Origin of the sequence: uncultured Intestinimonas sp. (genome assembly GCF_944387245.1) — a bacterium.
Taxonomy (GTDB): domain Bacteria; phylum Bacillota; class Clostridia; order Oscillospirales; family Oscillospiraceae; genus Intestinimonas.
In genome coordinates, this window is sequence record NZ_CALXEE010000002.1 from 71,220 (window position 1) to 91,718 (window position 20,499).

Genomic DNA, 20,499 nt, shown 5'->3' on the forward strand with positions numbered 1-20,499 from the left:
GGGATGTTCTTCATGACAAGGAGGCGTATAGTATGAAACTCATTCCCTCTTCACAGGTTGGGGAACTGATCAAAGATAGCTCCAGTATTCTGCTCACGGGAATCACCCTGGGTGGATATGCCGAGGAAGCCTTCATGAAAATCGAAGAGCATTTTCTGGAGACTGGGCACCCCAGAGATCTGACACTTTACTGGCAGGCATCCGTGGGCGATATGAATACCAAGGGATTGAGTCATGTCTGCCATGAGGGACTGCTCACTAAGGGCGTGGGCGGCCACATCAATGGCTGCGGCAAGGTAATGACGGAGTTCTGCAGGGACAACAAAGCCGCTATCTACAACTGGCCTCAGGGCGTATGTGTTGCGATGATGCACGCCATCGCGGCCAAGACCCCGGGTGTTATCACGAAGATCGGCCTGAAAACATTTATGGACCCCCGCTATGGAGGCGGCCGCATGAATGCGGCGGCCACTGAGGACCTTATCGAGCTGGTGAACCTGAACGGCGAGGAATGGCTGCTCTACAAGGCCCCCAAACGGATCGACGTGGCCATTATCCGAGGTACAGTGGCCGATGAGCACGGCAACATCTCCATGACCAAAGAGGGCTACAAGCTGGGGCAGCTGGCTGCGGCCGAAGCCGCCCGCGCCACCGGAGGCATTGTAATCTGCCAGGTGGAGCGCATTGTCAAGGCTGGGACCCTCAATCCCCGCCTCGTGGAGGTGCCCGGCGTGCTGGTGGATTATGTATATGTGGCCGATCCGGAGTACCACTGGCAGACGGCTGCTTCCCGGTTTAACCCGGTGTTTTCCGGCGACTGCAAGGTTCCCCTGGAGAGTATCCCCCCTGTTAAATTTGACGTCAAAAAGGTGATGGCACGTCGGGCCGCCATGGAGCTCCGGGAGGGGTATATCGTAAATCTGGGCATTGGCACCCCCGAGTATATCAGCGCGGTCGCCAGTGAAGAGGGCTGCTCGGATCTCTTTACCCTGAGTACAGAGGCGGGAAACATCGGCGGCGTGCCCACGGTGGGAAACGACTTCGGCTGCTGCTGGAACGGCGAGGCCATGATTGAAACCGCCGGGATCTTTGACATGTACGATGGCGGCAGTCTGGACGCGGGCTGCCTGGGCTTCCTGGAAGTAGGCCCCAACGGCGATCTGAACTCCAGCAAAAAGGAAGGCCTGGGGATCGGTGTCGGCGGGTTCATGAACATCGCGGGCGGCGCCAAACATGTGGTGTTCATCAGCTCCTTTACGGCCGGAAAGCCGGAGTATCAGCTGGGCAACGGCAAGCTGCGCATTGTCCGGGATGGCAGCAAGAAAAAATTCATTCAGAATATCGCGCAGATTTCTTTTAGCGCCGAGGTGGCTTTGGATCAGGGCAAAGACATCACCTATGTGACCGAGCGGGCTGTCTTCAAGCTTACCCGCGAGGGACTGCTACTCACGGAGATCGCCCCCGGCGTGGACCTTCAGAAGGACATCCTGGACCAGATGGAATTTACACCTATTGTGGACAAGAATCTGAAGGAGATGCCGTCTGAGATTTTCCAGGAGCAATGGGGCGGACTGCGTGCCTACATGACAAAGGAGTGATGAGAAATGCCCATTGAGTTCAAATCCTTTGACAGCTTTCACATCGGTGACAAGGCATCACAATCCAAGACGGTCACAGAGGCGGATGTGGTGTTGTTTTCCGGCCTGACAGGTGATTTTAATCCAATTCATCTGGACGCAGAGTACGCAAAAAAGTCCTTCTTTGGTACCCGCCTGGTGCAGGGGATGTTTGTTGCCAGCCTGATTGGAGCCGTTGCGGCGCCGCTCTGCGGCAGCGCCTCCATCAATATGGGACAGACCTTTACCTTCCCGGCACCGGCGCGCATTGGGGATACGCTGACCGCGACCATCGAGGTCATCGAAAAAGTGGAAGAAAAGCATGATCTCATTCTGAAGCTGACCGTAACCCGCCAGGATGGTGTGGTTGTCCTGGATGGCACTAATACTGTTAAGATCATGGACAAAAAGAAAAAATAATCTCAGAGATTTCGAGGAGGAGATTCACCGATGCAAGTGATCAGCTTGATTTGTATTTTGATCGCATTGGCTGCCATGATGTACTTCGGTTACCGTGGAACTCCCATCGTCCTTGTTGCTCCTTTGTGTGGTATCTTTGTCTGTTTGACCAGCGGCATTGACCTTGCAGAAGGCATGGGCACTGTCTATCTGGGCGGATTCGGCAACTGGGTTGGCAGTTACTTCTTTACCCTGTTCACAGGCGCCATTTTCGGCTGCGTGATGACGGATAGCGGAGCTGCCCGCTCCATTGGACTAACTCTGAGCAGTCTGGCCCTAAAGTTCAAGGGACATGAAAAAATCGCGGCGCTCTGGTGCATTCCGCTCCTGTCTTTTGTGCTCAGCTATGGCGGCATCAGCGTATTCGTGGCCTTCTTTACCGTGATCGCCATCGCAAAAGAACTCTTTGAAAAAATGGACATTCCCTGGCGTCTCTACGGTGTGGGTTCTCTGGGTGTCTCCGCCCTGGCCCTCACCATGGCCCCCGGCTCTCCCTCGGTCAACAACAACATTGCCAGCAACTACCTGGGTACGACCGCTATGGCTGCCCCGGTCCTCTCACTGCTTGCCATGCTCATCGCCATCATTCTGGGACACATCTATTTCTCTTGGGAACTGGGAAATGTACGCCGCAAGGATGAGCACTTCCTGCCCACTGGCGCTGAGATCGCCAAGGTCGATCTGCTGAGCAACGCGGGTGCTACGGGTGAATTCAAGGAGATGAATATTTTCGTCGCCCTGATCCCCTCCATCGTCCTGATTGTCCTGCTCAACCTGGTTCACCTCCCCGTATATATTGCCTCCTTTGTAGCCATCCTGGTGGCCTATGTCCTGTTCTGGAACCGTTTGCATACCAAGGTGGCCACCGCCCAGAGAGGCGCTGTACAGGCAATCACCTCCGCCTGCACTGTGGCCCTCGTGGTGGGCTTCGGCTCCGTGGTGTCTGCGACCACCGGCTATCAGGTCATTCTGAACGCGCTGGCAATGATCCCCGACAACCTGGGCTATTTCCAGGTCATCATTGCCGTCAACCTGGCCGCTGGCGTAACAGGTTCTTCCAGCGGCGGCCTGAGCATCGCGCTGGATTCCATGAGCGATCGTTTCCTCAATGTCCTTCACCTGGACCCCGCCGCGGTACACCGCATTGCCTGCATCAGCTCCGGCGGCCTGGATTCTCTCCCCTGCAATGGTACTGTGCTGAACGAACTGGCCATGGCGAAGCTGACGCCCCGTGTCGGCTACCGCCCCATGTTTGTCCTGACCGTCATCACGCCCATCATCACCGCCTGCATCGTCGGACTGGTGGCCACATTGGTAGGGGGTATGTAACTTCATGAATCAAGAGAGGAAAGGGGGATCGTCTCTCTTCCTTCGATGTGTGCTCTGCCTGATTGGCATGTTTCTATACGCGTGCGGCGTTATACTCACCAAGAATTGCGACCTGGGCATTTCTCCTATTACCAGTGTCGCCTACGCGATGTCGCTGATCAGCGGCATCTCCCTTGGCTGGTGTACCTCGCTGTTCAACATCGCTCTGTTTATTCTCCAGAAGGCCCTGCTGAGATCCCGGTATACATGGCGGACGCTGCTGTCTCAGGCTGTCATGAGTATTCTCTTCAGCATTTTTATCGACAGCGCCGGAATCCTGTTGGGTAACATATGCCCGAGTGCTTACGCAAGCCGTATATTGCTCTTTGTTTTCGGGTGCTTTGTACTGGCCGCCGGCATGAACCTTATTCTCCACGCAAAATTTGTTGTTCTCCCTGCAGAGGGCGCAGTGACAGCCATTCAGAACAAAAGCGGTCTCTCGTTTGGTACCACAAAAATCGCCTTTGATGCAGTCATGGTTTTTCTGACGATTGTACTCACCATCGTATTCTTGCATCAGATAAAGGGCATCCGGGAAGGAACGATTTTGGCAGTCATACTGATTGGGAATTTCTCCCGTCTGTTTACGAGAAAGGGGAAGCTCGCAAAATCAACCTCCCCATCAGAGCTGTTAGAAGAGTGATAAAACAGAGAGCAAACCCCTTGCTGTAGAGGAAGAAAGACATTCGATCCGGAAGATCAGAATTTCTGCAGAGCCCATAAGCTGACAGATGGCTCCGGTTCACATAGACCGGGGCCATCTGTTATGTCAGGATAGAAAGACTGTGTGGAACGGCTATGTAGACAGGATGTTCAGAGCTGATCTCTTGTGCCTCTATCCCAGCGGCTTGAACCTGTTTGGGACGTGGACAGTCTGGACTGGAAGGACCTGTCGGCAAGCGAGATCACCCAGCGGGTCACCTCCAAGGTGCAGCCGGGGTCCATCATCCTCTTCCACAATGCCGCCCTACACACCCCGGAAGCCCTGCCCGGTATCATCGAGGCCCTGTTAAAGGACGGCTACACCCTGGTGCCGGTGTCGGAGCTCATCCTCCCCGGGACCTATAACACCGATTACACCATCGACCACACCGGACGGCAGATGCCCTGCTCCCCTGCTGCGGAGGGATAAATAATATTAAGGTAGGACACATACAGACAGCCGCCCCGGCACTCGGACCGAGTGCCGGGGCGGCTGTCTGTTATTTGCCTGCGCACAAATGGGTATGGCTGGCTGTATCAGTTTAGATGAGCGCAAAGTCGGCCTGACAGAAGGCGAATTCACCGTCGCTGATGACCATCTGGGGAATAAACAGCTTGTCTGTTTCAAAGGGCGTGCCGTCAAAGTCCAGGTGGCGGACTTTCTTGTCGATCACCTTGAAGATGGAGATGTCTGCGTAGGCCCCGGGGGCCAGAGTTCCGATCTTGCCCTCCATACCCATCAGCCGGGCGGGGGTGGAGGTAACTGTGGCCAGCGCCTGATCCAGCGGCATGCCCAGCTGGAGGTATTTGGTGACAATGAACATGAGGTTTTTGGTGTAGGGGGAGAAGTTGTATTTGTCGCTCAGCCAGTCGCTGGAGACCACATCGGGCCAGAACCCCTGGGAGACAGCCTCCTTGCAGGTGTTGATATTAAAGTTCATTTTGCCGTTGGCCGCGTCAAAAATGACACCGCGGGCCCTGGCGTCCAGCATGGACTGTTTTACTTTGCCTGTGGCCTTGTCAAAGATGTTGTCGATGCCCACATTCTGATACACATGGCAGTAGATATCTCCCGGGCGCAGGCGGCTCACGATCTCGTCCAGGGGCACCAGGGGCCGGCTCACGTGTACGCATACGCCGATGCCCAACTCCTCGGCCAGTTCCATGGTGTAGTCCATGGCCGCCATGTTGACAGCGACACCCTCACTCATCCGGATCTTGAGGCCTAGGATATTGTCCCGGTATTTTTCCACCAACCGGCGGATGGCCTGGGGACGGAATTCGGGCACGTCGAACTTTTCAATGATATTGTAGTCCGTCTGACCGGAGCCGTACATATTGAGATAGCTTCTGATACGGACCTGGCTGGGGACCACTGTACTGGAGAAAAATGCCTCAAAGTTGGAGCAGCCGGCGGTACCGGCATCCACAGTGGCGGTCACGCCGGTGGCCAGCAGATAGTCCGGGCGGACGCTTACGCCGCTGCCCGCGCGAAACACATGGGTGTGAAAGTCGATCAAACCCGGAAATACATAACAGCCAGAGGCGTCCACGGTCCGGAGCGCCTCATATTCCATCGGCATGTCCACGATCTTGTTGCTGACAATGGCGATGTCCGCGATCCCGTCCAGGCCGCGGGCCGGGTCCACAACATGGCCGTTTTTGATGACGCAATCCAGTTTGGTCATGAAGATCTTCCTTTCCAAATGGGATTCTCCCGGGCTCCGGGCAACAGACATGCTGCGGAGCCCGGGAGAAAATCAATCAGCACAGGCCCAGAGAGTACAGAAGCGTACCAAGCCAGAATGCGAGGATGGGGATGATGCACTGGGAGACAAAGGTGTACTTGTAGGTGTTCTTCATCTCGGTTTTGGCCACGGAGTTGGCCAGCACCACGCCGGAGGCGTGAGGCATGGCGTCCAGACCGGCGGAAGCCGCGCAGCACAGACGGTGCAGGATCTGGGGGTTGATGCCGGTGGAGAGCATGTAGTCGCCCAGAGTGTTCAGGAAGATGTTCAGGCCGCCGGAGGAGGAGCCGGTGATCATGCAGATCACGTTGATGGAGAAGAAGGCCATCAGGATGGGGTTCATCTGGAGGCTCAGCAGCCAGTCCACACAGGACTGGAAGGCGGGAGAGGCCTGCACCACGCCGCCGAAGCCCATAATCATGGAGGTGACCATCAGGGCGTTGAGACCGCTGTTCATGCCGGCGCCCATGGCGTCACGGATCTTCAGACGGTCGTGGAAGAGGATGAGGGCGAGGACGATGGCCAGGACCATGCCCAGGACCACGGCATAGTTGGAGACGGAGACCAGCTGCATGAAGATGAAGATGGACCCGATGAGCACGATGATGGGCAGGAAGGAGGCCAGAGGGCTGGGGAGGTTCTTCACGGCCTCAGCGTCGTTGAGATCGATGATGTGGTCGTCGGGACCGGCCACAAAGTGCTCGCCCTTCGCCGCGCAGCGCTTGGCGGCCCAGGTGTAGAACGCGTAGTCCATCACAAAGATGGCCACGGAGGTGATGGTGCCGATGACGGGAGCGGCGTAGATGGTGGTGCCGAAGGTCTCAGTTGGGATCATGTTCTGCACCGCGGGCACGCCGGGGGCAAAGCTCATGGTGATGGTGGCAGGGATGGCCAGCAGCAGGCCGGGGAAGATGGATTTGGGCAGATCGGCCTCTTTAAAGAGGGCCATGCAGATGGGATACATGGTAAAGGCGATGATGAACACGCCGATGCCGCCATAGGAGAGGACCAGAGTGGTGAGCAGCACGATCAGAATGACCCGCTTCTTGCCGACGGCCCGGACAATGGCATTGGCGATGGAGACGGAGGCGCCGCTGTCCTCCATGATCTTGCCAAAAATGGCGCCCAGGGTGAACATCAGGAACCAGGTGCCGGCGAAGTCTTTAAAAGAGACGGCAAAGCTTTCCGCGAAGGCGGGCCAGATGTCCATGCCGCTGGTCAGAACAATGACCAGAGAGGAAATGAGGGCCACAACGCCCATGTGCCAGCCCTTGAAGATGAGAAAGATAAGCAGGGCCAGCGCTACTACGATACCGATGATACCCAACATAATGTCTCCTCCTTTTTATTTCTTGTCGATCCGGTCAAAATCCACGGCGAGCTGGGCACCCTCCCAGACGCTGCCCACCAGATTGCTGTATCGGGTGAGGTATTTGCCGTGGCCCTGGGTGGGCTTGGGCGTCCACTGGGCCCGACGCCGTGCGAACTCCTCTTCGGAGACATCTACGGAGATCTCGCGGCTGTTGATGTCGATGTGGATCATGTCGCCGTCCTTCAGCAGGCCGATGGGGCCGCCCACCGCGGCTTCCGGAGAGATGTGGCCGACACACGGGCCGCGGGTGGCGCCGGAGAAGCGGCCGTCGGTGATGAGGGCGGTGGAGTCCGAGAGACCCAGGCCCACCAGGGTGGTCATGGCCGCATGCATCTCCCGCATGCCGGGGCCGCCCTTGGGGCCCTCGTAGCGGATGACCACCACATCGCCCTTTTTGAGCTGGTTGTGCTGCATGGCCTCGATGGCCTCTTCCTGGGAATCGAAGATTCGGGCCGGACCGGTGTGGACCCGCATCTGCTCGCACACGGCGCTCTGCTTGCAGACCGCGCCCTCCGGCGCCAGATTGCCCTTCAAAATGGCGATGCTGCCCTGCTCGTGCAGGGGATGCTCCGGTGTGGTGATGACGTCGGAATACTCCGAATGGTTGTGGACCGGGTAGTCGCCGATGGGGATGCCGTTGACGGTCATGGCCGTCATATCCAGGAACTTCTCCCCCAGGGTCTGGATGACGGCCGGTACACCGCCCGCCTCATCAAACTGGAGCATGGAGTACTTTCCGGAAGGCTTCACATTGACCAGGTGGGGGGTGGTGCGGCTGGCCTGCTCAAAGTCCTCGGGGGTGATCTTGTATCCGAATTCCGCCGCGATGGCCGGGATGTGGAGGCAGGTGTTGGTGGAGCCGCCGATGGCCATGTTGACGCGCAGCATGTTTTTGAAGTTGTTTTCCTTGATGATGTCTCTGGGACGAAGGCCCTCCTTCACCTGCCTTACCACAGTGATACCGGAGAGCTTGGCCTCCCGCAGCTTGCGGGAGTATACGGCGTGGGTGGTGGCGGCGCCGGGCACCGTCAGACCCAGGGCCTCTGCCAGGCAGGACATGGTGTTGGCTGTGCCCAGCATGGAGCAGCCGCCGGCGGAGGGGCAGATGGCCTCCTCCATCTCCTTGAGCTCGGATTCACTCATGCCGCCGGCGGTGATCTGGGCGCTGGCCTCCCGGATCTGGTGGATGGCCAGCTCCTGGCCCCGGTACTTGCCGGGCAGCATTGGACCGCCGGGCACGATCACACAGGGGATGTTCAGACGGCCGGCCGCCATCATGGCCGCCGGTACGATCTTGTCACAGGTGGCGATGATGACCATGCCGTCGAGCTGCTGTGCCTCCACCGTCAGCTCAATGGAGTCCACGATGACGTCCCGGCTGGGCAGCACGCTGCACATGCCCACATTGCCCTGGGTGATGCCGTCGCAGATGGCGGTGGTGTTGAACTCAAAGGGGATGCCGCCCTCCCGGATGACGCCCTCCTTGACCGCCTGGGCCACGGAGCGCAGATGGATGTGTCCGGGGTTCATCTCGTTGAATGTGTTGACAACGCCGATGAAGGGGCGGTCCAGCTCGTCCTCCAGGAGCCCTACACATTTCAGGTGGGCGCGGTTTCCCGCGTGTTCCGGGCCCTCCACCACAACCCGGCTTCGATAAGGTTTGTCGTTCATGTTTCCTCCCTCGATTCCGTTTGCTTTGTTTGGAATGGTCACCGGCACATTGTCGTAACCGGGTGACGCCCTCTATCAGAGCAAAACGCATGCCAAATTTCTTGCCGCTGGGGAATTTGACATGAAAAGGGAGCGCGCCTCCTGCATTTGTCCCGATTCTCCCAACAAATCAGGCCAAAAAAACAGGCTGCCCACATGCGGCCGAGGCATGGGGGCAGCCGGAGACAAATGTTTCGAATTAAACATTTTGTTTTCAACGAAACGAAACGTTTTGCGCCGGAATCTTACTTTTCATTTATCTGAAGGGCTTTCATTTTCTTCCACAGCGTCGAGCGGCTGATGCCCAGCAGTGAGGCGGCCGCTTCCCGCCGGTATCCGCAGCGCTCCAAGGCGTGACGGATTCGCTGCGCCTCACTATCGGCGGCGGGCGGGGTGGTAGCCGTGCCGCCGCTGGGCTCCGGAAGCGACGCGGAGGCGTCCGGCGCCGTACCCACACCGGCGTCGCCCAGCACCTCCGCCAGGGCGCGGGCACCGATGTGACGCTGTCGGCAGGTCACCACAGTCCGCAGGCAGATATTCTTCAGCTGTCGGATGTTCCCGTGCCAGTGAATCTGCTCCAAGAGGGCGCAGGCGTCCTCGGTGAGCTGCATGGCGCCGGCGCCGGGCTGATAGTGAGCGGCGTAGGCGTCAATGAAGTGCTGGGCCAAGATGGGGATGTCCCCGGAGCGCTCATTGAGGGAGGGCAGCTGGACCCGCAGCACATCCAGCCGGTAGTATAGGTCCTCGCGGAACCGGCCTTCTTTTACGTATTGAAACAGGTTTTTATTGGTGGCGGCAATGACCCGGATGTCGATGGGGATGATGCGGTTGTCCCCCAGGCGCATGATCTCACGCTCCTGCAGCACCCGCAGCAGCTTGCACTGCAACGCGGTGCTGATCTCGGCCACCTCATCCAGGAAGATGGTGCCGCCGTGGGCCTGCTCAAATAGCCCGGTTTTTCCGCCCTTGGAGGCGCCGGTAAAGGCGCCCTCCACATAGCCGAAGAGCTCGCTCTCCAGGAGATTTTCATGGAGCGCGGCGCAGTTGATGGCCACAAAGGGCTGATTTCGCCGGTCGCTCTGGTTGTGGATGCTCTGGGCAAAGAGCTCCTTTCCGGTGCCGGACGGGCCGGTGATCAGCACGTCCAGGTCGGTGCCGGCATACTGCTTGGCCAGCGCAATGACCCGGCGGAGCTGGGGACTGCCGCCCAGAATGTCGGTGAAGGTATGCTTGGCCTCATATCCGTGGGCGTGAAGCTGTTTCCGGATGCTCTTTTCCATCTGCTGCAGCCGGGTGACATCCTGAAAAGTGATGATGTAACCCCATACACACCCCTTGTTTTCCAGCCTGGATTTGCTCACCGCCAGCTTCAGCGGGCCGTAGGGCACCAGGGTGTTTTCACAGGTGCGGGCGCTCAGGAGCAGCTCCTGGAAGGGGCCGGCCGGAATGCAGGCGGCGGCAGATTTTCCCTCGTCGGAGGGGCACAGGCCCAGGGTGGAGCAGGCCGTATGGTTAAAGGACATCAGACTGCCGTCTACCCCGATCTCCAGAATGCCCTCGTAGGTGTAGTCAAAGATGGTGCGCAGACGCAGGGATTTGCGCTGTTCGATCATCTGGACCTGCACCATTTTTTTGGCCTCGGTGTAGGCCTGCCAGAGGGCCTCCTTCCCCGTGCGGAGCAGGGCGCAGGGAAGCCCCCGGCGCTGGGCGTAGGCGCAGGTCTCCACGCCGCCCAACAGGGCCTCGCAGCCGTCGTCAAGGGCCTCGTCCACCGCGGAAGCCCAGTCCGAGTCAGAGTGCCGCTCATAGCAGCGCACCCGCATGCCCACGATCTCGGCCAGTTCCTCGGCGCCGTAGAGCATATTATGGGCGCCGACGATGGCGATGAGCTTGTCCCCCACTTGGCGCCGGAGCTGCTCCATACTGCGGACAAGATCGTTCCCGGCCACCGGGATCTCCACCAGGGGCGGCTGCTGAAACTGCCGCCGGAACAGCTCTGCCGTGATTCCCCGAGAGATTACCACGTCATAGGTGCCAATCACCTCGGGATCAAACTGACTCCCCGGGGTGACCACCTCCTCCAGTACATACTCCTCTGTAACGGTTTCGAAGTCGTGCTGGAACTGATTGTGCTCGGCAAAGGTTTCGAAGGCTGCCTCAAAAAATCCTTTTTGTGGAAATAAAAGGGCGATGCGTACCATCTGAACTCCCCCTCCGCGGGCATAGCTAAAAAAGTTTTGTACTATCATACCACGATGTTTTTTCCCCACGCAAGGTCAAATTGGGACTTGACAACCATTCCCATGGCTCCTATAATGCAGCCACAATATATGAAATTGAATTTCAAAGAATGAAATAAAAAGGGGGACACAGCGTTGAAGCCCAAGGATTCTGCCCAGGCGGGCAGCCCGAACCAGAGCGTGGCAAAGGCCCTGCAGATCCTGCGCGTTTTTACCCAGCAGACGCCCCGTCTGCGCCTGAAGGACATCAGCCAGCGCACCGGGATCAACCAGGCCACGGCCAGCCGTCTCCTGGCCACCATGCGGGAACAGGGGTTCATCCTCCAGGAGGACGGCTATTACTGCCTGGGCTGGCAGGAGGTGCTGCGGATGGAGGGAGTGGTGCTCCAGTCCATGTCGCTGCGGCGGCTGAGCATGCCCTATCTGGAGCAGCTGGCCCTGTTGCTGCGCAAAAATGTAAACCTGGCGGTGCTGGACGGGACAGAAGTGGTCTATCTGTGCCGGGCCGAGGGGGAGGAGGGCTCCCGTGGCTATTACCACGCGGGTATGCGCCGTCCCGCCCACTGTACCGCGTTGGGCAAGGTGCTCCTGTGCGCCACCCCGGAACAGGCCGCGCCCATGTTTGAGGGGGCGGGTCCCAGGCGCTTTACCTTTTCCACCATCACAGACCGGGAGACCTATCTGGCGGAGCTGGAAAAGACGGCCCTGCAGGGCTACGGCACCGACATGGAGGAGTGCATCCACGGGTACAACTGTGTGGCCGTCCCCATTCTGGGGCTGGACGGCGGCGTGCGCGCCGCCATCAGCGTCAGCGGGGCCTCCAACGAGTTCGGCCTGGATGAGATGCAGCGGCTGCTCCCCCACCTGCGCAACACGGCGCAGAAGATCCTCCTCCAGCTCGGCAGTGGGGAGAATGGCGCGTAGGCGCCGGTACAACGGATGAGTTCTCGGTATAGCTTAATATAGCTTCAATTATGCTTAGGAGGTTCGAAATTATGGCGGTAAAAGGGATTATTCCGGCGCTGGTCACGCCCATCGACGAGGATGAGCGCGTCAACGAAAAGGCCCTGCGGCATCTGCTGGACTACACGGTGGACAACGGGTGCCACGGCGTCTTTATTCTCAGCAGCACAGGGGAATTTTACGGTCTGCGCGAGGAAGAGAAGCGGCGGGCCATTGAGATCACCGTGGACCACATCCACGGCAGAGTGCCCGTCATGGCGGGCGCTTACGGGATCGGCACCAGGGAGGCCATCCGCATGGTGGCCATGGCCAAGGAGGCCGGGGCCGACCTGGTGAGCGTGCTCACCCCCATGATGATTACCCCCAACGATGAGGAGATCTATCAGCATTACCGGGCCATCGCGGAGTCCACGGACCTGCCTGTGACCCTCTACAACAACCCCGACCGCACCCATGTGAACATTTCCGCCAAGGTGGTGGAGCGGCTGGCGGCGATTCCCAATGTGGCCGCGGTGAAGGACAGCAGCGGCGATCTGGGCCTGATGATGGACTATATCCGCCGCACCGCGGACATGGACTTCGACGTCCTGTGCGGCCGGGATATGCTGATCTTCGCCAACCTCACCCACGGCGGCAGCGGCAGCGTGGCCGCCACCGCCAACGTGGCCCCCGCCCTTCTGGTGGACCTCTACAACAAGGTCCAGCAGGGGGACTGGCAGGGCGCCCTGGCCGACCAGTACAAGCTGGCGCCCTTCCGCCTCTCCTTCGGCATGGCCAGCTGGCCGGCGGTGACCAAGGACGCCCTGAACCTCATGGGCTTCGAGGTGGGCCAGCCTGTGGCCCCCATCACCGGCTGCAAGCCGGAAAAGCTGGAGGTCCTGCGGGGCCTGCTGGAGGACCTGGGCGTCCTGGGTCAGAAATAAGTTTAGACGGCGTCAGAAGAAGAGGCTCCCGGATCTATGCAGGACGGGAGTCCGGGATCAGATGATATGAGAAAGGAACGGGATAACCATGGCGAATATTTTTACCATTCCGAACCGCATCGTAGCCGGTGAAGGCGCACTGCGGCTGGCCGGTGCGGAGCTCCCCGCGTTCGGAAAGAAGGCGCTCATCGTAACGGACCCTATGATGGTCAAGCTGGGCAATACCGACAAGGTGACTGGTATGCTGGACTCCATGGGGATTGAGCACGCGATCTATGATGGCATCACCGGCGAGCCCAACCACGAGATGATCGACCGCGGCGTAGCGGTCTATCAGGAGAGCGGGTGCGACTTCCTCATGGCCATCGGCGGCGGCAGCCCCATCGACTCCATGAAGGCCATCGCGGCGGTGGTGGCCAACGGCGGCAGCATCTGCGACTATGTGGGAAAGACCCTGGTCAACCCCATGCCGCCCACCTGCGCCATCCCCACCACGGCTGGCACCGGCAGTGAGGCCACCAGCGTCACCATCATCACCAACCTGCACACCCAGGTCAAAATGATGATTAAGGACCCCGCCCTGATGGTGCGTATGGCCATCGTGGACCCCCAGTTCACCATGACGGCGCCCCCGTCGGTGACGGCCTCCACCGGTGTGGACGCCCTGTGCCACGCCGTGGAAGCCTATACCAGCACCAAGGCCTTCTCCATGTCGGACATGTTTGCCCTCAGCGCCGTGAAGCGGATTTTTGGCAACCTGTACCGGGCCTACGAGTGCGGCTCCGACGGAAAGGCCCGGGAGGAGATGGCCATTGCCTCACTGGAGGCCGGTATCGCCTTCTCCAACGCGTCGGTCACCATCGTCCATGGCATGAGCCGCCCCATCGGCGCTCTCTTCCATGTGGCCCACGGCCTTTCCAACGCTATGCTGCTGGACACCTGCCTCCGCTTTGCCCTGCCCGGCGCGCCCGAGCGTTTCTGTGACCTGGCCAAGGCCATCGGCGTCTACCAGGATGGGATGAGCGACGAGGAGGGCGCGGCCGCCTTTGCGGCGGCGGTCAGTGAGCTGCTGCACAAGCTGAAGATTCCCACCCCGGCCGAATACGGCCTGGACCGGACCGCCTTTTTTGACGCCATTGACAAGATGGCCGAGGATGCCATGGCCAGCGGCAGCCCCTCCAATACCCGCCGGACACCCACGGTGGAGGATCTTAAGGTCCTCTATCGCGCCCTCTGGGACGAGACCAGCTGCTGAAAGGGGAAACAGACGGTGAAAAAAGTTGGATTTGTAGGCGTGGGCGTGATGGGACATGGTATGGTCCGGAATCTGATGTCCCACGGCTTTGAGGTGACCATCTACACCCGTACCAAGGAAAAGGTGGCGGATCTGCTGGGCGAGGGAGTCCGGTGGGCCGACAGCCCCGCCGCCTGTGCCAGGTCCTCTGAGGCCGTCATCACTATGGTGGGCTATCCCAAGGATGTGGAGGACGTGTACTTTGGCGAAAACGGCATTCTGGATGCCATGGCGCCGGGGGGCTACGTCATCGACATGACCACCACCAGCCCCCAGCTCAGCAAGCGGATCGCCGACCGGGCCCGGGAACAGGGGCTGCACGCCCTGGACGCGCCGGTGAGCGGCGGGGATACCGGCGCGAAAAACGGCACCCTTGCCATCATGGTGGGTGGGGAGCGGGCCGATTTTGAAGCCTGCCTGCCCCTCTTTGAGGCCATGGGCAGCAACATCCGCTACGAGGGTCCGGCGGGATTTGGCCAGCATACCAAAATGGCCAACCAGATCGCCCTGGCAGGGGTGATGGCCGGCCTGGCCGAGGCCCTGACCTACGCCCAAAAACACGGTCTGGACCTCCAGACCCTGCTGGACACCATCAGCACCGGCGCGGCGGGCAGCTGGCAGATGAGCAATACCGCCCCCAGGATTCTGGCTCAGGACTTTGCCCCTGGATTCTTTGTCAAGCACTTCATCAAGGATCTCTCCATTGCGGAGGAGGAGAGCCGCGCAGTTCAGACCGACCTTCCTGTCACGAACCAGGTGCTGGCCATGTATCAGGACCTGGCCGACCGTGGGATGGGAGATCTGGGCACCCAGGCCCTGATCCGGTACTTTGAATGAGGTACCGTAAAGAGGTCCCTCGCTTTGTGCCGGTGTGAGCGTGACGCTGCTGTCGGCGAACAAGAGATACAAAGGGCCGGGGCGGCCGCCTTGACATAGGCGGCCGCCCCGGCCGTTTATTCGCTTGCGCCTTTCTCGCTGTGATTATGTATCGTACTAAATTATATATATATATATATTCACGTATTCCTCTCTGTATAGTGCAGCGGAGAATAAATACATGACGAGGCTATATTTTATGTATTTTTATACTTGACGCCCCCCGGGACTTGGTGGTATCATTCATAAATAATATTCCAAGTATGTAAATATTATTCATACGGTATTCAAAGGAAAGAGAATGGTGATGAGCATGAAGAAACAACTGTCCCTTGGGCGGCTGCTGTCACTGGTGACGGCACTTGCCCTCCTGCTGTCTCTGTGCGTGTTCCCCGCATCCGCCGCAGAGAGCACCGCAGCCCCCGCGGCCTCATTTGAGAACACCACGGGCGACAATGGTGAGAACATGATCTCTCTGACCAACAAGCGGACCTTCAAGGCCAGCATCCCGGTGGATATGACCCTGGAGGAGGCTCAGGCCGCCGCCGAGACGGTGGTCTGGTCTCTGGACCGCGACGAGACCCAGACCTATGTGGATGAGACCCTTTACCCCAACCAGTCCCAGGGCGGCGCTCTGGATACCTGGATGTGCAAGGACGGGGAGACCCCCTTCTTCTCCGACATCGTGACCGCTGCTGAGACCGTGGACGATCAGGTCTGCCTGACCGTCACCTTCTCCAACACCGGCTACTTCGGTGAGGACCTCAGCACCCCCCACGTCAACGGCGGCTACTACCTGGACGTGTGCGGCTGGTTCAATCTGACCGCCACCGGCGCCGACGGCACCGTGCTGGGCGCCGTGGAGGGCATCAAGGTCACCCCCTATGACAGCTTCCACACCATGGCCGAGCTGTACAGCCAGATCGATGAGATCGTGGACTATGCCGCCGACAACACCGACCTCTATGTGGAGCGCTTCTCTATGGGTTCCAGCCAGGGCGACAACGGCATGGAGAGCCTGGACATGCCCTACCTGATCGTGGCCAAGGACAAGAGCGTCCTGGACAAGTGGCAGAGCATCAAGGCCCAGGCCGAGAGCGACCCCTCCGGGCTCATCGAGAAGATCGAGAACGGCACCCTGGGCGACTACCAGGTTCCCGTCCTCTACTCCAACGTCCACGCCAATGAGGTGGCCGCCGCCGACGGCGTGCTGACCTTCGCCTGGATGCTGGTGGAGACCGCCGCCTCCGAGGCCGGCACCATCGACTACGACAAGCTCACCGGCTTCACCGCCGAGGGCGAGGCCGAGCTGGCCGCCCAGATGGGCCCCGTGGGCCAGGAGGGCTCCGTGGCCGTGCCCGACCTGGTGGCTGACACCGCCACCTATCTGGGCTACATCAAGGGCCAGAACGCCGACGGCACCACCGCCACCAACTCCACCGTGGTGGACCTGGAGAAGTACTACACCGTGGAGACCGAGACCGTGAACATGGACGAGCTCCTGGACGATGTGTTCTTCATCATCGTGCCCGAGGAGAACGTGGAGGGCCGCACCTATGTGACCCGTACCTCCTCCGGCGGCTTCGACCTGAACCGGGACAACTCTTTCCAGACCCAGGCCGAGACCCAGAACATGACCCGGCTCATCGCCGAGTGGAACCCCGTGAGCTTCACCGAGTTCCATGGCCGTGTCTCCGCCTTCCAGTGCGAGCCCTGCGATCCCCCTCACGAGCCCAACTTTGAGTACGACCTGCTGGCCGAGCACCTGATGGCCGGCGGCGAGGCCCTGGGCATTGCCGCCGTGGCCAACAACGACGGCCACAACAGCTATGTGATCCCCCAGCGTGACTACCTCACCTACACCGGTGAGAAGACCGCCGACGGTGAGGACCAGACCCAGTGGCTGGACCCCTGGGACGACATGTCCACCAGCTACACCCCCCAGTACGCCATGCTCCACGGCACCGTGGCCTACACGGTGGAGGTCCCCGCCTATGACGAGTTCATGGTGCAGGGCGTGGCCTACGGCCAGCTGGGCCAGTCCGACTACATCGCCGCCAACAAGGACAGCTACCTCCTGGCCCAGACCAAGATCTTTGAGCGCGGCGTGACCAACGCCAACTCCGACGCCTATGACCTGGTGGGCCAGTGGTTCTGCGACCAGTACGACGTGGAGGGCGCCGAGTCCGACCTCTTCCGCCCCGAGTATGACGGCGAGGGCCAGAACGGCAACTTCTACCCCGAGTGCTACATCATCCCCATGGACGGCGCCAACCAGTCCAACCTGCAGGACGCCGCCGACATGATGGTGTACCTGACCCGCAACGGCGTGAAGGTCAACCTCACCGAGAAGGCCTTCACCTATGACGGCGTGGAGTATCCCGCCGGCACCCTGATTGTCTCCATGTACCAGGCCAAGCGGAGCGTGGCCAACGGCGTCCTCTATGACGGCACCGTCATCACCGAGTGGCCCGTCCTCTACTCCGAGGGCATCACCGCCTTCGACAAGACCCGCGGCTTCGACATGGTGGTGTGCGCCGAGCCCGCCGCCTATGAGACCATCGCCGCCGCCTGCGGCGACGCCATGGACTACGAGGACACCCTGGCCTACGTGGACACCCTCAACTCTTCCTTCACCGGCGTGGAGAACGCCCGGGTGGTGCTGATGAATTCCTCCGAGGACTCCACCGCCGCCGTCAACGCCCTGCTGAAGGCCGGCAAGGCCGTCTCCCTCATCACCGAGGGCGAGTACAAGGGCAGCTTCCTGTGCTCCTACGCCGACTGGCAGAGCGTGGCCGATGACTACCTGATCTCCGGCGTCGGCGTGGAGGAGGCTCCCGCCGCCCAGGTCATCGCCAAGGCCCCCGCCATCTACATCTCCGGCAAGCCCGCCGATAACGACTCCGGCTTCGTCAAGACCACCCTGGTCAGCGGCGCCTACGAGTACAACTACGACCGCCAGGCCATGGAGATGCTGGGCTTCACCGTCACCGACGACGCCTCCCAGGCCGACCTCATCATCGGCGCCGCCGCCCTGGACGACCAGGCCCTGGCCGCCGTCAAGAGCGGCACCCCCTACATCGGCTACGGCTATGACGCCATGCAGTCCGCCACCGGTCTCTTCGCCGAGGGCGAGTTGGTGTGGGAGTGCGTCAGCGACAACGCCATGGACGCCCTGGCCTATGTGACCTACCCCACCGACAGCCTCATCACCGCCAGCTATGTCTCCGAGGGCGACGACATCCTCTACGGCTACGGCGCCGGCTACTTTGCCGCCATCCCCGAGGGCGCCCAGGTGCTGGTGCAGCTGGACGGCTCCAAGGAGCTGATGGAGGGCTTCCTCCCCTCCAACGGCGAGCACTACGCCGACTTCCTGGACGACTCCATCCAGGCCATCGCCTATGAGGGCGCCGGTCTGGATGTGGTCCTCTTCGCCAACACCCTCACCAACAAGGTCCACCAGCGGGATGAGTTCAACTTCGTCTCCAACGCCGCCTTCGTGAGCGTCATGGACGGCGAGGCCGCCGCTCCCGTGGAGACCACCGGCTTCACCGACGTGGCCGCCGACGCCTGGTATGCCGACGCCGTGGCCTCCGTCACCGAGCTGGGCCTCATGAACGGCACCAGCGAGACCACCTTCGCCCCCGCCATGGACACCAGCCGCGGCATGCTGGTCACCATCCTGGCCCGCTGCGCCGGCACTGACACCACCGTCAGCGACGTCTGGTACGCCGACGGCCAGGCCTGGGCCGTGGCCAACGGCGTGTCCGACGGCACCAACATGGAGGGTACCCTGACCCGCGAGCAGCTGGTCACCATGCTGTGGCGCTACGCCGGCAGCCCCGCCGCCGAGGGCGACCTGGCCGCCTATCCCGACGGCGCTTCTGTGAGCAGCTGGGCCGCCGACGCCGTGGCCTGGGCCGTGGAGAGCGGCCTCCTCACCGGCAGCGACACCGGCGCCCTGAATCCCCAGGGCAACGCCTCCCGCGCCGAGCTGGCCACCCTGATGGTCCGCGCCAGCGCCCTGCTCACCGCCGACGCGGAGTAATACCGTCTCTTATCCTGGAAAAAGGCCCGGGACAGCAGCGCTGTCCCGGGCCTTTTGGCTCCGCCCGGCGGACTTGACACCTCTTATGGCATTGACTACAATGAGAGCAACCAAAGAGACCGTCCCGCCGGGCAGCGGCGGGGGCGGATACAGACAAGGAGGTTTTTGTGTATGGAGATCCGCAGCAAAACCGTCATCTATGCCATGTCCCCGGACAATCCCCCCGCCGCCCGGGCGAAGAGCGGGGCCACGGTGTGCTTTGAGACCATCGACTGCTTTGGCGGGCAGATCACCAGCCTGGAGCGGCGGCTGGGCGGCCTGGACTGGGACAACATCAACCCGGCCACAGGGCCCCTCTATGTGGAGGAGGCCCGGCCCGGCGACGTATTAAAAGTGGAGATTCTGGACATCGCCCTGGCCGACCACGGGGTCATGACCGACGCCCCCAACGAGGGGGTCATCGGGGCCGCCCTCACCGAGGAATCCACCAAGCTCATCCCCGTCCGGGACGGCCGGGTGGTCTTTAACGACAAGCTCTCCTTCCCCGTCCGGCCCATGATCGGCGTCATCGGCACCGCTCCGGCGGCGGGGGCCGTTCCCACCGGCACTCCCGGCCCCCACGGCGGGAATATGGACTGCAAGCGCATCGGCCCCGGGGGCACCCTCTACCTGCCCGTGGCGGTGGAGGGGGCTCTCCTGGCCATGGGAGACCTCCACGCCGTCATGGGGGACGGCGAGGTGGTGGTGTGCGGCGTGGAGATCGCCGGGCGGGTCACCGTCCGGGTGACGGTGCTCCACGACTGCCCCCTGCCCACCCCCTTCCTCACCACGGAGACGGCCTTCATGACCATCTCCTCCGCGGACACCCTGGAGATCGCCGCCTCCAACGCCACCCTGCGCATGCGGGAGGTCCTCATCCATCAGGTGGGCATGGAGGAGCACGAGGCCGGCATGCTGCTGAGCGTGGCGGGGGACGTGCGGATCTGCCAGATGGTGGACCCCCAGGTGACCTGCCGCATGGAGGTGCCCCTGGCCGTGGCCTCGGCCTACGGCTATGCCTTCCCCTGAAATAAAAAACAGCCCGATCCCTCTATGGGATCGGGCCCAGTCTGTCGAGAAACCCGGCATATGCGTCAAGCATAAGCCGGGTTTCTTGTGTATAGCTGCCAAAGAAGGATAA

The 20,499-nt window shown here is 60.7% G+C and carries 15 protein-coding genes; 11 read left to right on the plus strand and 4 right to left on the minus strand.

The window, feature by feature from the left end:
• Window positions 1-32: 32 nt before the first annotated feature.
• The 5 genes from Q0K15_RS00825 to Q0K15_RS00845 all read left to right on the plus strand — a co-directional run bounded on the left by Q0K15_RS00825 (window position 33) and on the right by Q0K15_RS00845 (window position 4,575).
• Window positions 33-1,598 (plus strand): CoA-transferase, encoded by a 1,566-nt coding sequence (locus tag Q0K15_RS00825; RefSeq protein WP_294510624.1) that lies wholly within the window; start codon window positions 33-35, stop codon window positions 1,596-1,598.
• 6 nt (window positions 1,599-1,604) lie between these two features.
• Complete coding sequence (locus Q0K15_RS00830; protein WP_294510627.1) at window positions 1,605-2,036, plus strand: MaoC family dehydratase; 432 nt, start codon at window positions 1,605-1,607, stop codon at window positions 2,034-2,036.
• Window positions 2,037-2,066: 30 nt separating this feature from the next.
• Complete coding sequence (locus Q0K15_RS00835; protein ID WP_294510630.1) at window positions 2,067-3,404, plus strand: hypothetical protein; 1,338 nt, start codon at window positions 2,067-2,069, stop codon at window positions 3,402-3,404.
• A gap of 4 nt (window positions 3,405-3,408) precedes the next feature.
• A complete protein-coding gene (locus Q0K15_RS00840) occupies window positions 3,409-4,086 on the plus strand; it encodes a DUF6198 family protein (RefSeq protein ID WP_294510633.1) in 678 nt (225 codons plus the stop codon).
• A gap of 222 nt (window positions 4,087-4,308) precedes the next feature.
• Complete coding sequence (locus Q0K15_RS00845) at window positions 4,309-4,575, plus strand: hypothetical protein (protein WP_294510636.1); 267 nt, start codon at window positions 4,309-4,311, stop codon at window positions 4,573-4,575.
• 112 nt (window positions 4,576-4,687) lie between these two features.
• On the opposite strand, the gene Q0K15_RS00850 is transcribed toward Q0K15_RS00845, so the two are convergent.
• The 4 genes from Q0K15_RS00850 to Q0K15_RS00865 form a co-directional block, all read right to left on the minus strand.
• Window positions 4,688-5,833: an amidohydrolase family protein gene (locus Q0K15_RS00850; RefSeq protein WP_294510639.1), complete on the minus strand. Its 1,146-nt coding sequence runs from the start codon at window positions 5,831-5,833 to the stop codon at window positions 4,688-4,690.
• Window positions 5,834-5,909: 76 nt separating this feature from the next.
• Window positions 5,910-7,223 carry a GntP family permease gene (locus Q0K15_RS00855; RefSeq protein ID WP_294510642.1) on the minus strand — a complete coding sequence of 438 codons (1,314 nt, stop codon included), beginning with the start codon at window positions 7,221-7,223 and terminating at the stop codon, window positions 5,910-5,912.
• Between the two features lie 15 nt (window positions 7,224-7,238).
• Window positions 7,239-8,936, minus strand: coding sequence for a dihydroxy-acid dehydratase (gene ilvD / locus Q0K15_RS00860; protein WP_294510644.1), 1,698 nt, complete (start codon window positions 8,934-8,936; stop codon window positions 7,239-7,241).
• 284 nt (window positions 8,937-9,220) lie between these two features.
• Window positions 9,221-11,176, minus strand: coding sequence for a sigma 54-interacting transcriptional regulator (locus Q0K15_RS00865; protein ID WP_294510647.1), 1,956 nt, complete (start codon window positions 11,174-11,176; stop codon window positions 9,221-9,223).
• Between the two features lie 174 nt (window positions 11,177-11,350).
• Between Q0K15_RS00865 and Q0K15_RS00870 the strand changes: the two genes are divergently transcribed.
• From Q0K15_RS00870 to Q0K15_RS00895, 6 genes are all read left to right on the plus strand, one after another.
• On the plus strand, window positions 11,351-12,139 hold the full coding sequence (locus Q0K15_RS00870; protein ID WP_294510650.1) for an IclR family transcriptional regulator: 789 nt from the start codon (window positions 11,351-11,353) through the stop codon (window positions 12,137-12,139).
• 71 nt (window positions 12,140-12,210) lie between these two features.
• Complete coding sequence (gene dapA / locus Q0K15_RS00875; RefSeq protein ID WP_294510653.1) at window positions 12,211-13,101, plus strand: 4-hydroxy-tetrahydrodipicolinate synthase; 891 nt, start codon at window positions 12,211-12,213, stop codon at window positions 13,099-13,101.
• A gap of 88 nt (window positions 13,102-13,189) precedes the next feature.
• Window positions 13,190-14,356: an iron-containing alcohol dehydrogenase gene (locus tag Q0K15_RS00880; RefSeq protein WP_294510656.1), complete on the plus strand. Its 1,167-nt coding sequence runs from the start codon at window positions 13,190-13,192 to the stop codon at window positions 14,354-14,356.
• A gap of 15 nt (window positions 14,357-14,371) precedes the next feature.
• A complete protein-coding gene (locus Q0K15_RS00885) occupies window positions 14,372-15,232 on the plus strand; it encodes an NAD(P)-dependent oxidoreductase (protein ID WP_294510659.1) in 861 nt (286 codons plus the stop codon).
• A gap of 352 nt (window positions 15,233-15,584) precedes the next feature.
• Window positions 15,585-19,319, plus strand: a complete 3,735-nt coding sequence (locus Q0K15_RS00890) for a M14 family metallopeptidase (RefSeq protein ID WP_294510663.1) — start codon at window positions 15,585-15,587, stop codon at window positions 19,317-19,319.
• A 171-nt stretch (window positions 19,320-19,490) separates the two neighbouring features.
• Window positions 19,491-20,387, plus strand: coding sequence for an acetamidase/formamidase family protein (locus Q0K15_RS00895; RefSeq protein ID WP_294510666.1), 897 nt, complete (start codon window positions 19,491-19,493; stop codon window positions 20,385-20,387).
• Window positions 20,388-20,499 lie beyond the last annotated feature (112 nt).